Origin of the sequence: Bacillus sp. 1021 (assembly GCF_014534735.1) — a bacterium.
Lineage (GTDB): Bacteria > Bacillota > Bacilli > Bacillales > Bacillaceae > Bacillus > Bacillus siamensis.
Genome location: NZ_JACVSR010000002.1, coordinates 575,498 through 588,202, shown reverse-complemented (window position 1 = coordinate 588,202; position 12,705 = coordinate 575,498). Strand labels below are relative to the sequence as shown.

At 46.9% G+C, this 12,705-nt stretch carries 12 protein-coding genes; all 12 read right to left on the bottom strand.

Annotation, left to right across the window (positions count from 1 at the left end):
* Window positions 1-17: 17 nt before the first annotated feature.
* The 12 genes from ICW23_RS09590 to ICW23_RS09535 all read right to left on the bottom strand — a co-directional run bounded on the left by ICW23_RS09590 (window position 18) and on the right by ICW23_RS09535 (window position 12,647).
* Window positions 18-275: an HPr family phosphocarrier protein gene (locus tag ICW23_RS09590; protein WP_012118534.1), complete on the bottom strand. Its 258-nt coding sequence runs from the start codon at window positions 273-275 to the stop codon at window positions 18-20.
* A gap of 23 nt (window positions 276-298) precedes the next feature.
* The gene (gene whiA, locus ICW23_RS09585) at window positions 299-1,249 is read right to left on the bottom strand and encodes a DNA-binding protein WhiA (RefSeq protein ID WP_007407421.1); all 951 of its coding nucleotides are present in this window, start codon (window positions 1,247-1,249) and stop codon (window positions 299-301) included.
* Window positions 1,250-1,275: 26 nt separating this feature from the next.
* Complete coding sequence (locus ICW23_RS09580; RefSeq protein WP_013353725.1) at window positions 1,276-2,229, bottom strand: gluconeogenesis factor YvcK family protein; 954 nt, start codon at window positions 2,227-2,229, stop codon at window positions 1,276-1,278.
* Window positions 2,226-3,113 (bottom strand): RNase adapter RapZ, encoded by an 888-nt coding sequence (gene rapZ / locus ICW23_RS09575; protein WP_013353726.1) that lies wholly within the window; start codon window positions 3,111-3,113, stop codon window positions 2,226-2,228. The genes ICW23_RS09580 and rapZ overlap by 4 nt, the downstream gene beginning before the upstream one ends.
* Window positions 3,114-3,138: 25 nt before the next feature.
* On the bottom strand, window positions 3,139-3,606 hold the full coding sequence (locus tag ICW23_RS09570; RefSeq protein ID WP_013353727.1) for an 8-oxo-dGTP diphosphatase: 468 nt from the start codon (window positions 3,604-3,606) through the stop codon (window positions 3,139-3,141).
* A gap of 274 nt (window positions 3,607-3,880) precedes the next feature.
* A complete protein-coding gene (gene trxB, locus ICW23_RS09565; RefSeq protein ID WP_029575303.1) occupies window positions 3,881-4,831 on the bottom strand; it encodes a thioredoxin-disulfide reductase in 951 nt (316 codons plus the stop codon).
* 205 nt (window positions 4,832-5,036) lie between these two features.
* Window positions 5,037-6,443: a peptidoglycan DL-endopeptidase CwlO gene (gene cwlO, locus ICW23_RS09560; RefSeq protein WP_049627469.1), complete on the bottom strand. Its 1,407-nt coding sequence runs from the start codon at window positions 6,441-6,443 to the stop codon at window positions 5,037-5,039.
* A gap of 397 nt (window positions 6,444-6,840) precedes the next feature.
* On the bottom strand, window positions 6,841-8,295 hold the full coding sequence (locus tag ICW23_RS09555; protein ID WP_095241272.1) for a tetratricopeptide repeat protein: 1,455 nt from the start codon (window positions 8,293-8,295) through the stop codon (window positions 6,841-6,843).
* Between the two features lie 92 nt (window positions 8,296-8,387).
* A complete protein-coding gene (locus tag ICW23_RS09550) occupies window positions 8,388-9,473 on the bottom strand; it encodes a sensor histidine kinase (protein WP_016937822.1) in 1,086 nt (361 codons plus the stop codon).
* Window positions 9,470-10,147 (bottom strand): response regulator transcription factor, encoded by a 678-nt coding sequence (locus tag ICW23_RS09545; RefSeq protein ID WP_016937821.1) that lies wholly within the window; start codon window positions 10,145-10,147, stop codon window positions 9,470-9,472. The genes ICW23_RS09550 and ICW23_RS09545 overlap by 4 nt, the downstream gene beginning before the upstream one ends.
* Window positions 10,148-10,183: 36 nt before the next feature.
* Window positions 10,184-10,789, bottom strand: a complete 606-nt coding sequence (locus tag ICW23_RS09540; protein ID WP_016937820.1) for a hypothetical protein — start codon at window positions 10,787-10,789, stop codon at window positions 10,184-10,186.
* A gap of 88 nt (window positions 10,790-10,877) precedes the next feature.
* Window positions 10,878-12,647: an ABC transporter ATP-binding protein gene (locus ICW23_RS09535; protein ID WP_016937819.1), complete on the bottom strand. Its 1,770-nt coding sequence runs from the start codon at window positions 12,645-12,647 to the stop codon at window positions 10,878-10,880.
* Window positions 12,648-12,705: the final 58 nt, after the last annotated feature.

Genomic DNA, 12,705 nt, shown 5'->3' with positions numbered 1-12,705 from the left:
TCCCCCTTACAAAGTGTTTACACTTCTTCCTGCACATAAGCGGACAGCTTTTCCAGCGCTTCCTTTTCATCGTCGCCTTCAGCGATCAGAGTGACTTCCGTCCCCGTGCTGACCGCCAGACTCATTAATCCCATAATGCTTTTGGCATTCACTTTCTTGCCGTTTTTCTCAAGAAACACATCTGATGCAAAACGATTTGCCTCCTGTACAAACAATGCAGCGGGACGCGCCTGCAATCCCGTCTTTAAACGCACTTCCACTTTCTCCTGAACCATAAGATCTCCCCTTTTCTGTACGGTTATTTCAAAGTGATGCTTTGTCCTGTACGCAGCTGTTCTGCAATTTCATCGAGCTTTCTCAGCCTGTGATTGATGCCGGATTTGCTGATTTTCCCGCTTGCAACCATTTCCCCAAGTTCTTTCAGCGTGACTTCCTGATAATCAATCCGCAGCTGCGCAATTTCGCGAAGCTTTTCCGGCAGCGCTTCAAGACCGATCCGTTCATCAATGTATTTAATATTTTCCACCTGTCTGAGCGAAGCCCCGATGGTTTTGTTTAAGTTTGCTGTTTCACAATTGACGAGGCGGTTCACCGAATTTCTCATATCTCTGACAATCCGCACATCTTCAAAGCGCAGCAGTGAATTGTGGGCGCCGATGACATTCAGAAATTCAGTGATTTTTTCCGCCTCTTTTAAGTACGTAATATAGCCTTTTTTCCGTTCAAGCGTTTTGCTGTTCAGGTGGAATTCATTCAGCAGCGCGCATAATGAATCGTTATGTTCCTTATAAAGCGAGAAGATTTCCAAGTGGTATGACGATGTTTCAGGATTATTCACGGATCCCCCCGCCAAAAACGCCCCTCTCATATAAGAACGTTTGCAGCAGCGTTTCGCCACCAGTTCCTCAGAAATATTCCGCTCGAATACAAAGTTCTCCCCGAGGATTTTCAATTCCTCCAAAATCAGCTTTGCATTTTCAGAAAAGCGTACAATATAAACATTGTTTTTTTTCAGCCGCATTTTTTTTCTGACTAACAGTTCGACCGATACATCATATTGTTTCTTCAGCAATGTATAAATGCGGCGCGCAATCGCCGCATTTTCGGTTTGAACGTCAAGCACGAGATGGCGGTTTGAAAATGACAATGAACCGTTCATCCGAATCAGCGCGGACAGCTCCGCCTTGGCGCAGCAGTCCTTCACTTCCAGATTCGTCAGTTCTTTTTTGGTTTCCGATGCAAATGACATATTAGCCACCTCATTTCAAAAGACCTCTAGTCCCTTAATAAATCGACGAGAAGAGAAGCCACTTTATGTGTATCGTGACGGATTACGCCATTTTTATACGTGATAATCTGGTCTCTGATCACTTCAAGCCCCATGGCTTTCAGCTTTTCAACGTTAAATTCAACGGGCCGGGCCAGCTCTTTCGCATATTTGCTTTTGATTTCGTCAGGGATATCTTCATTATTGATTAAAATCGTATCGATAAACGGCTGCTCCATATGATCGTTCAGCGCCTTAACATGGTCGGCCGCGCTGTATTGAAGCGTTTCGCCGGGCTGCGTCATGACATTGCAGATATATACTTTTTTGGCCGCAGCCTTGACGACTTCCTCTCCGATTTTCGGCACGAGCAGGTTCGGGAGAATGCTTGTATACAGGCTTCCCGGGCCGATAATGATTAAGTCGGCCTGGCGGATCACGTCAATCGTCTCCGGCAGCGGATCAATTTTTTCAGGCGTAAGAAACACCCGTTTAATGCGCTGGCCGTAAGAAGGAATGGTCGATTCTCCGGAGACGACCTGCCCGTCCTCCATTTCGGCATGAAGAACGACGCTGGTGTTGGCAGCCGGCAATACTCTGCCGCGGACATTCAGCACTTTGCTCATTTCGGTGACAGCGTGAAAGAAATCACCGGTTATATTCGTCATCGCTGCCAAAATCAAATTGCCGAGCGAATGTCCGGTTAAGTCGCTTCCTTTGTTGAAACGGTGCTGAAACAGGTTTTCAACGAGCGGCTCAACATCTGACAAAGCAGCCAGTACGTTACGGATGTCACCCGGCGGCGGAATTTGAAGTTCATCCCGCAGACGGCCTGAACTTCCGCCGTCATCAGCAACGGTCACAATCGCCGTAATATCAACGGGCTTATGCTTTAATCCGCGGAGCAGCACGGACAAACCCGTTCCGCCTCCGAAGATTGCGATTTTCGGCTTCTTATTCATTTCCGGCTTCTCTTTTCAATGTCCCGGTGAGTAACATGAGTATAGAAATCCTTTTTAAAATAATCAGCCAGATACTCAGCGAGTGTAACAGAGCGGTGCTGGCCGCCCGTACAGCCGATCGCGATGACAAGCTGGCTTTTTCCTTCCCGCTTATAAGACGGAAGCATAAAGCCGAGCAGATCAACAAGCTTTTCGATAAACTTTTGTGTTTCGTTCCACTTCATCACATAAGATGAGACTTCCTCATCTTTCCCCGTAAGCGGCCTCATGCTTTCAATGTAGAACGGATTCGGCAGAAACCTTACATCAAACACGAGATCGGCATCTATCGGAAGACCGTATTTGAAACCGAATGACATCACGTTCACTGTAAAAGTCTCACCTTGGTTCGTGGCGAAATGCGCCACGATTTTTTCACGCAGATCACGCGGTTTCATATCCGACGTGTCATAGATCAGCTGAGAGCGCCCTTTCAATTCTTCAAGCAGCTGGCGCTCCAGTGCGATTCCTTCGAGAGGAAGCCCGGTAGCGGCCAGCGGATGAGAACGTCTCGTTTCTTTGTATCTCGTCACAAGGATGGAATCCTTCGCATCTAAGAAGAGAATGCGCGGTGTAATCCACGGATTTTCCGCCATTTCATCCAGCGCCTCAATCAGCCTGTCAAAAAATTCACGTCCCCGCAGATCCATGACAAGCGCGACCTTGCTCATTTTTGAACTTGATTCTTTCATCAGTTCCAAAAATTTCGGCAGCAAGGAAGGTGGCAGATTGTCGACGCAAAAATAGCCGAGATCCTCAAAGCTTTGAATGGCGACGGTTTTCCCCGCTCCAGACATTCCCGTTATGATGACGAGCTGAATATCATGATTTTCATTCACACTCATCTTTCTCCCCCCTGAGGTCTTTCTTTTATTTGATAAGCTGCGGATCTAAACGATAGCTGAGCAGCTCAAAGTCCGGCGTATACGTAAAGGTGCCGTGCAAAAGCCCTTGGCCCTTGATCATAAAATCAAGGATATGTCCGTCTCCGGGTGCCATCGGAAGGCTGTGGATATCTTTCACGTCATGCCACTTCAGAATGCCTTCCTCTGATTCAGCGACATTCCGCCCTGTGTAGGAATCGGCGACAAAAGTAAACATCATCCACTCTGACACGATTTGTTCCTGTTCCTTAATAATAAAGGTAAACACGCCTTTTAACTGCGGATTTAATATATAAATTCCCGTCTCTTCTCTGTACTCTCTGATGACGGAATCTCTGACTGATTCACCGCTCTCCATCTTCCCGCCGGGCGCGACCCACCAGCCCCGTCTCGGCTTTTGGAGAAGGAGAACCTGATCATCTGTCTGCAGCACACAATTTGTCACTCTTTGCACAAGTACGTCACCTAACCTTCTCAACAAATCATCGTCTCTTCATTATACCGTTTCGGCATGTCTCTCACAATGCAGAGACACCGACATCCTTTTCTTTTATTTGACAGAAAACAAAAATTTACAAAAAAAGGGCACGGATACTGGAATCCGTGCCAAGGTGTATTCATATAAAAAGGGGGTCAATTACTACATTCATCTTAAAACATCAGTATTTCACCCGTGTTACAGCGGAATTAAAAGCCAGTAACGATTCAAAAACTGAACATTACAGCGATTATTTAACGGTTTTGAGCGTCTCCTGAAGCTCTTCCACATAATGCTGAACGCTTTGGGCCGCAATACTTCCGTCACCTGTCGCCGTAACGATCTGGCGGAGTGATTTTTCACGGATGTCTCCCGCAGCGAAAATGCCGGGAACTTTTGTTTCCATTTGATCATTTGTTTCAATGTAGCCTTCTTCATTTGTGATGCCCAAGTTTTCGAACGGTTTAGAAAGCGGAAGCATGCCGATATAAATAAAGACGCCGTCAGCTTTGAATTCTTCCTCTTCTCCCGTCACAGTATCCACAAGTGTCAGTCTGCCGACTTTTCCGTTTTCTTCATGGATTTCTTTTACGGTTTTATTCCATTCGAAATCAATTTTGTCATTGTCAAAGGCACGCGCCTGAAGAATGCTTTGCGCACGCAATTTATCACGTCTGTGAACGATGGTGACTTTTGAAGCGAAGCGTGTCAGATAGACGCCTTCTTCCACAGCCGAGTCTCCGCCGCCGACTACGACAAGCTCTTTATTTTTAAAGAATGCGCCGTCACATACCGCACAGTACGATACGCCGCGGCCGCCAAGTTCTTTTTCCCCGGGAACGCCGATCTTTTTGTATTCCGCTCCGGCAGAAATGACGATGGCGCGCGCTTTATATTCTTTTGAACCGGCTTTGACCGTTTTATATTCTTTGCCGTCGACGATTTCTTTAATATCGCCGTACGCATATTCCGCACCGAATTTTTTCGCATGTTCAAACATTTTATTAGAAAGTTCAGGGCCGAGAATGCTTTCAAAACCCGGATAGTTTTCAACATCCTCTGTGTTGGCCATCTGGCCGCCCGGAATTCCTCTTTCGATCATTAATGTGGATAAGTTCGCTCGTGATGTGTAAACGGCAGCGGTCATCCCCGCCGGACCCGCGCCGATAATGATCACATCATAAATTTTTTCTTCTGACACCATGATTCACTCCTTTTCGAAATGGGACGCACCCTATATGGATAAGAATCCCCATCAATCGTATTCCTTACCCATATCCTATAAAATCTGAGGGCGATTCGCTATTTTTTTGCTCATTTTCTGAGAAAACGTGATTAGGCATCTCCTGAGCGGGTATACAAATAAAGAAAGAGCCTTCCGGGATGGAAGGCCCTTGTCTTATTCATTATTGCACGACACGTCTTACATTGCCGTTGAATACTTTTTTCCAGTAAGGGTTGCTCATAGAATCGATGGATACACCATGAGATGTATTATCGTTCAGGAATGTCCCGTTACCTAAGTAGATGCCGACGTGGCCGTTTGTTTTATACGTATCGAAGAATACTAAGTCTCCGCGTTTCATGTCAGACGCGCTGACTGCTTTACCTCTTCCGATTAGCGTATCTGTGCTTGTGCCGCTTACAGGTCCGAGGTTAACGCCTGCGTTAGCATAAGCCCAGCGTACAAATGAAGAGCAGTCAAAGATACGGTTGTTAATATCAGATTGTGTGCGTCCGCCGCCGAACTTGTACGGAGATTGACCCACAAGGCTTGATCCTACGCTGATCGCGCCTTCAATACCGCCTGAATTTGAGATAACAGATCCGCCGTCAGAATCATCTGAACCGCCGCTGTTATGAGATGAGCCGCCTGAAGTGCCCGATTTGCTTGAGCTGTCAGATGAATCAGATGATGTTGAAACAGCCGCTTTTTTCACAGTTTTAACCGCTGCCGGCTGGCTGTCATCTGTTTGGTTTTGGTCTTCAGAGGCTTTTTGCGCTTCTTCCTGCTTTTTGATCAGGGCAGCCGCTGCAGCCTGCTCAGCTTTAATGCGCTTCTGTTCTTTTTCAGTGTCAGCTTTTGCGTTTGCAAGCTGTGACGCTTCTTTTTTCAGATCAGAGATAGCGGCAGCCGCTTTTTTCTGACCGTTTTTCGCTTCGTCGAAAAGCTTGTCTTTCTGATCAAGCTGTTTGTTCAGGTCTTTTTGCATAGACTCTAGCTTCGCAAGGTCGTCCTGGACTTTTTTCAGCTTCACGTTAAGCTCAGCTTCCGCATCTTCGAGTTTCGCTTTATCCTGCTCCTGCTGTTTGATCAGGTCTTTATCCGCATCAACGATAGAAGATACCGCAGTCGCACGTGAAATGAAGTCCCCGAAGCTTGTCGCCCCTAAAAGAACATCTATGTATCCTTGAGAACCGCCGTTTTCCTGTAAAGAACGAACGCGTTTTTTCAGGATTTCATTGCGTTTTTCAATACGCGCTTCTGTTTCTTTGATTTCTTTTTTCAAATCAGCGATGCGCTTTTTCGTTTTTTCATTTTCAGCTTTTTTATCTTCAATTTTATTACTTGTATCCAACGCTTTTGCGTTAATGTCTTTCAGTTCTTTTTCAATCTTAGCCTGCTTGTCCTGAAGTTTAGACAATTCCTTTTCTTTTGCATCAAGGCTTGAAGCCACCTCAGATTGCTTGCTTTCGATTTTTGCTTTTTTGCTGTCTAATGTTTCCGCCGATGCAGTTTTTGTAAATGGGATCAAAAAACTGCTTGTCCCGATGACGGAAGCCAAACCAAGTGTTAATAAACTCTTTTTCACTTTTTCTTTCCTCCCTTTTACTTTAAACCTGTTCTCATTTGGAATTCTATTATGAACATCAAAGTTACGCTTCCTCACATACCCGTGAGGCTGATGATTTTTATGTATGAATCTTTTAATCTTTTAAATTGGTATAGATTATACAGCACATGTAAAATAAACTAATCTCTTATGTACGAGAATCATTATACCATCATGTTTCGACAATTTTTATTACAGTTATATTTCAATGTGATTGCAAATCTCATATTTTGCAAAATAAACGGTGCTGGCGGCCTGATTTCGGTTCAAAAAGCAAAAAAAAGACGTATAAAAATCTCTTTTTCCGGCAGTAAAGTTCTGTTTTGCCCCTTTCTGATAAAAAAAGAACCGACTCTTTATATAGAAAGAATCGGTTTTATTCTAATATATCATCTATTTGTCTGATGTATTTTGACAGTGTTGCCGGAGATACACCGTAAACGGCGGCCGTATCTTTTTTTGTCGTTTTTTCGCCGTTCGCTTCTTTCCATACGTATGCGATGGCTGCGGCCCATGCCCGCTCATTCTGTACGGCAGCGGCGGCGCGGATGTGCTGAATGACGTGAAAAACCCAGCAGCTCATGACGTCAGTCTTTAAACTGCCGGCATCCGCTTTCTCCAGCAGCTTGACCGTCCGATACGTAAACAAAGCATCATGAGAAACGCCTGAAGCGCCTTCTTCACCGGAAAGCAGCAGTCTGACGAAGTCTTGTTCAAACGGTGAAGCAGCGCGTTTTGCCGTCAGAACTTTTTCAAGCTGGTTTCGCTCTCCTTCAGCGCTGCTGATATAATAGGCGGCGAGCCGCTGTTCAAGTGCAGCAGGCAGAGGTTCCTGCCGTTCTGCCCAAGGCGCGGACCGGTCTGATTCGGGAAATTCGGTTTCGGCCTTTCTCCAAATGGTTTCGGCAAATTCTGTGCGGCCTGTCCCGTAGGCTGAGGCGGCCAGCCAGTAATAAAACGTGTCGTCGCCTTCAAACCCGCTTTTGTAGAGAGACCGGAGCCATTTATAGCCGAGATCATGTCTGCCGACAAGCGCCAGCGTCGCCCCCAGCTTGTAGCGCTGTTCGAATAAAATCGGATACACATTGGAGAGCCTTTCGCTCAATTCCCCGACTTTTTCATCTTCTCTCTCGTAATAGCAGAATACCAGGTAGTTGCACAAGGCATGGAGATTGCCTTCATTTTTCTCAAGCACTTCGAATACCGTCTGTTTCGCTTTTGTGACATTGCCTGAGTAAAAGTAAGCGAGCGCAAGGTTGTTGTACGCGGACCAAAGCTCGGGATAATCGGCTGTAATCTCTTCAAGCATGACAACCGCTTCATGAAGCTGGCCGCTCTCAAGAAGCGTTTTTGCCCGGTCCTGCCTGATCAGCAATTCATCCTGATCATAGAGCGATTCGTTTTCACCCGCTTCACCGAAATCCAAAAGCTCCATCAGATTTTCTATCTCTTCGCTGAATTCTCCGTCCGGTTCGGCATCTGAATAAGCCGCGGCTTCTTTGTATGCTTCCTGAAAGAGCCCCAAATGCGCGAAATTGTTCGCTTTAAAGTAATGACACTCGGGCATTTCTTCTTTCAGGTTCACCATAATAAAGTCGAACAGCTCATTTGACTGCTGGTAGTGGCCCATTTCAGAATAAATGACGGCCAGCCGGGACAGCATTTCGGAATCATTCGGCTCGAGGTGAACGGCCCTCTGAATCAGTTTGCTGGCCCGTTTTAAATTCCGCTCTTTATATGCTTTTAAGCCTTTATGAAAAAAATATTGTCCATCCTGAAGCAGCTGGACAATTTGTGCGTGCTTTTTATGTTCAGAAGTGTGTTTTCCCACAAATATCCTCCGTTTTATACGTATTACCGTCAGTAGTATACCATAAAACGGTTTCGCCTCAATAGTTCAAAAGACAGAATCAGCTTCGTTTTTTACTGGCTGGTTCGACCAGATTTTAGCTGTTTTTTTTCATGCGGATCGGCAGGAAGGGTGACGCGGAAAAGGGTTCCTTCGCCCCGCTTGCTTTCTACCTCTATCGAACCGCCGTGCAGCTCGGCGATTTTTTTGGCGATGGACAGGCCGAGGCCGCTGCCCCCTGCGTTTCTCGCCTTGTCCGCTTTATAAAACCGTTCAAATACGCGCTCCGCCTGCTCAGGCTCCATTCCGATTCCGTTGTCGGCGATTTCGACAGCCGCCGCCTCCGGCAAATCAACAATTTTAACGGATATACGGCCTCCCTCACCGGTAAACTTCACGGCATTGTGAATCAGATTCATCCATACTTGGCTGAGCAGCGCCTCATCTCCGTACACATACGATTCCTGTAAATCGATGAGAAATTCAATCTGTTTGGCGGACCACTCAGGCTCACAGGTCAATATGGTGCGCCGCAGCTGTTTGTCAATGCGAAACGGTTTTTTTTGAATCGGTTCGGTTTGGCGTTCGAGTGCAGTGAGCTTCAGCAGATTTTCACTGATTTTGGATAAGCGTTCTGTTTCTGTCTCGATGATGTGCAAGTAGCGCCCCCGCTCCTCATATGATAAATCCGGTTTTTTCAGGAGGTGCGCGTACCCCTTTAATGAAGTAAGCGGGGTTTGGATTTCATGGGAAACGTTCGAAATAAATTCTTGTTTCAGTTTTTCCATTTCGCTCAGTTCGGCGGCAAGTGTCGACAGTTCATCAGCCAATTTCGTCACGGGGTGGTCCCGTTCAATCTTCTCCATTTTCCTGGAGGCGGCCGCGGTGAAGTTGCCGCTCGACATTTGCTTGATCGTGGCGGTCAGCGAATCCCAGATCGCATGATGTCTTTCACGTGCTGACTTTGAAAAAATAAACATCGTGACAAACAGCAGGCCGAAAACAAGCCAAAGCGTGAGAATCTGCTGGACGTAGGGTACAAGCAAAACCGGCCATATGAGACCGAATCCCTGAACGATCAGGTGGGCCGCCAGCCATAAGAATGCGGTGACGGTGAGAAGGATAATGATTCTTCCAGCCGTTCTGAAGATCCGTTTCATCCTGTCACCACAAACCGATAGCCGAGCCCCCGCACCGTATGAATGGCAAAAGGATAGTCTTTTTCCGGAAACCGTTCTCTCAGCCTTTTAATATGCACGTCAACCGTCCGCTCATCACCTTCATAATCAAAGCCCCAAATATCTTCTATTAAATGTTCTCTAGAAAACGTCTTATTCGGGTAACTGGCGAGCTTGAATAAAAGCTCAAATTCGCGCCGGGGCAGCGTCATTCCCGCTCCGCCGCCGCGCGTTACGGTGCGGGATTGCTTATCTAATGTGACCGTTCCGACGGTCAGCAGTTTTTCAGCGGTGATCCGGTACCGTTTCAGCAATGCTTTGACCCTCGCTTCAAGCTCAAGCGGCTCAAACGGTTTGACGAGATAATCGTCCGCTCCGGAAGTAAAACCTTGCACTTTGTCCAGTGTTTCGCCTTTTGCCGTCAGCATTAAAATCGGAATATCCGTAAAGCTGCGGACGGCTTCACTGACTTCAAACCCGTCCATTTTCGGCATCATCACATCCAGTATGACAAGATCAACAGGTGTTGATTCTATCAGCCGCACCGCCGCTTCTCCGTCTTCAGCTTCTGCGACGTCAAAGCCGCTCTGCTCCATCATAAGGCGGACAAGCTCACGGATATGGCGGTCATCATCCGCAACCAATATGACAGCCATAAAAATCCCTCCTTCTGATTTTTTACTCATCATCTTTTAATGAATCGACATGATTTTTATAAGCCGTCTGATCTTTTCATTGTCTCCTGTATCGACATACACTTTTTTTGTATGGCGGATCATCTCCTCCGTCACTTCTTTCATTACGCCTTTTTCAGAAGACTCCCAGCGCAAAGGAACATTGTATACCTGAATGGTGCCGTCGCCGTTGCTGCTGTAAGTGACCGCCCCATCAACTAAACGGGAACCGGCTAACTGAGTAACATCTTCCGGATAGCGGGCGCTCGTACGATCGTCAGGATTGACGAGTGCTCCGGCCGGAATGCGGCGAACGTTCAATTCATCTATCAGCTGATTTTCCCCAAGCTGCAGCCAGACGCGGGCATATTCAATTTGCAGAGGAGAATAATCTGCCGCGATGCTGTCTGGTTCGCTTTTGTCCGCAGAGATGTGATGTGAATCTTTGTTTACAGCTTCGTTTTTTTCTGCCGGTGATGCTGTTTCAGTCTTGTTTATGCTGCTTCCCCCGGCCGGACTTGAAGAATGGGCCGGCTCTTCGTCGTTACCGCCCGTACACCCGGCAGTCATGAATACGAGCAGCACGGCAGCGTGACAATAAAAAATCGTTGTGCGTTTTTTCATGATTTAACCCCCGCTTCCAATGAATAGGATTCCGGCTGCAAAATAAAAAGCAGCTTTTTCAGCTGCTTTCTATTCCTAAAGTCTTGCTTTACACAGCTTTGTTTTCTAAATCGGCATTCAGCTTCAGCTGCTGTTCCGCAAAATCGCGGTACAGCGCATGGGATGCCATTAATTCATGGTGTGTGCCCCGTCCGGTGATTTCCCCCTGTTCAACAAAGAGAAGCTGATCTGCATCCACAACCGTGGATAAACGGTGGGCAATCACAATGGTGGTGCGCCCTTCCATTAAGACTTCGAGCGCCTGCTGCACCCATTTTTCAGATTGGCTGTCCAGACTGGATGTCGCTTCATCAAGCATCAGAATACTCGGATTGCGGAGAAGTGCTCTGGCAATGGCAATGCGCTGGCGCTGTCCGCCTGAAAGCATAATCCCCCGTTCACCGACCTCGGTTTCAAATTTCTTCGGTAAGTCTTCAATAAATTGCAGGGCGTAGGCCATGTCAGCCGCTTGTCTCAGTTCCTCATCAGTCACCTCGCGTTTTAATCCGTAGCAGATATTATCGCGGATGGTTCCTGACATTAACGGGCTTTCTTGCGACACGTAGCCGATATGCTCCCGCCATGATTCAAGAGAATACGCATCAATCGGTTCGTTTCCGAGCAGGATGCTTCCGGCCGTCGGATTGTAGAATCGTTCAAGCAGCTTAAATAACGTTGTTTTCCCGCCGCCGCTCGGTCCGACAATCGCGGTGACTTTGCCGGCATCAATCGTTGCCGTAATGTCTTTTAAGATGGTTTGATCTTTTTTGTAGCCAAATGAGACTTGTTCAAGCTTAATCGGCTGATCTGCATTTTCAATGATTTTTCCGGTTTGGATATCTTCTTCTTTTTCTGCAAGAATGTGAATCATCCGTTCCGTTGCGCCGACCGATTTTTGAAGCTGTGTAAAAAATGAAGTGATCTGGCCCATCGGCATAATGATCTGAAACAAATACAGAATAAAGGCAACGAGCGCGCCGGCTGTCAGTTCACCGGATGACACCTGCATTCCGCCGTACCCGATGACAGCGACCAGCGCCGCCATTAATACAAGTGTAATGAGCGGGCCTACGAGCGACTGCACCTTCGCTTCACGCAGACCGAGTTTAAAGAGCGCCATGATGCCGGCTTTTCCGCGGCCGTATTCCGCTTCTTCAGCGTTTGAGGCTTTCACAAGTCTGATTTCCGGAAGGATGTGGTTTAATAATCCGGTGAATCTCGCCGTCTCATCCTGTGTCTCCCGAGAAATTTTAAACATTTTCCGGCCGATCGGCACTAAAATAACCGCAGCCAGCGGCACGACGATCAGCACGAGCAATGTGAGCTTCCAGTTCATGAAAAATAAGATCGTCAGTGACCCGATAACGGAAATGATTCCGGTAATAAATCCGCTGATATTGTTGGTGATCAGCTCTTTTACCACCATCGTGTCATTGGTGACACGGCTGATCGTTTCTCCCGTGGCGTTTTTGTCAAAATAAGAGACAGGCAGTTTAATTAACTTCTGCCACAACAAATCACGCAGTCCCGAGATGATTTTCTGGCCGCTGTAGTTCAGGGCGTAGGTGGCGTAGGCGCTTAATGCAGCCTGTACGATAAACACGGCTGCGATGATTCCGATTTGCACGCCTGACAGCGACGACATGGAAAAGCCGTCGACGAGCTGCTTTGTCAACAGCGGAATCAGCAGGCTGACGAGCGTTGTCACAATACTGAGAGACAGCGCGAAGGCCAGCATTCCGTAGGATGGTTTTGTTTTTTTGACTAATGAAAAGAATGAGCTGAATTTCCCTTTAGGTTTTGGTTGTTTATTCGGCATATGTTTTCCTCCTATATCACTGTTTATACTATAACGGATGTGCATGAACGGAATATGA

Coding starts and splice junctions, on each gene's coding strand:
- ICW23_RS09535 (WP_016937819.1), bottom strand. CDS start 12,647: ATGCCGAATAAACAACCAAAACCTAAAGGGAAATTCAGCTCATTCTTT.
- ICW23_RS09580 (WP_013353725.1), bottom strand. CDS start 2,229: ATGAATAAGAAGCCGAAAATCGCAATCTTCGGAGGCGGAACGGGTTTG.
- ICW23_RS09590 (WP_012118534.1), bottom strand. CDS start 275: ATGGTTCAGGAGAAAGTGGAAGTGCGTTTAAAGACGGGATTGCAGGCG.
- ICW23_RS09540 (WP_016937820.1), bottom strand. CDS start 10,789: ATGAAAAAACGCACAACGATTTTTTATTGTCACGCTGCCGTGCTGCTC.
- whiA (WP_007407421.1), bottom strand. CDS start 1,249: ATGTCATTTGCATCGGAAACCAAAAAAGAACTGACGAATCTGGAAGTG.
- ICW23_RS09550 (WP_016937822.1), bottom strand. CDS start 9,473: ATGAAACGGATCTTCAGAACGGCTGGAAGAATCATTATCCTTCTCACC.
- ICW23_RS09545 (WP_016937821.1), bottom strand. CDS start 10,147: ATGGCTGTCATATTGGTTGCGGATGATGACCGCCATATCCGTGAGCTT.
- rapZ (WP_013353726.1), bottom strand. CDS start 3,113: ATGAGTGTGAATGAAAATCATGATATTCAGCTCGTCATCATAACGGGA.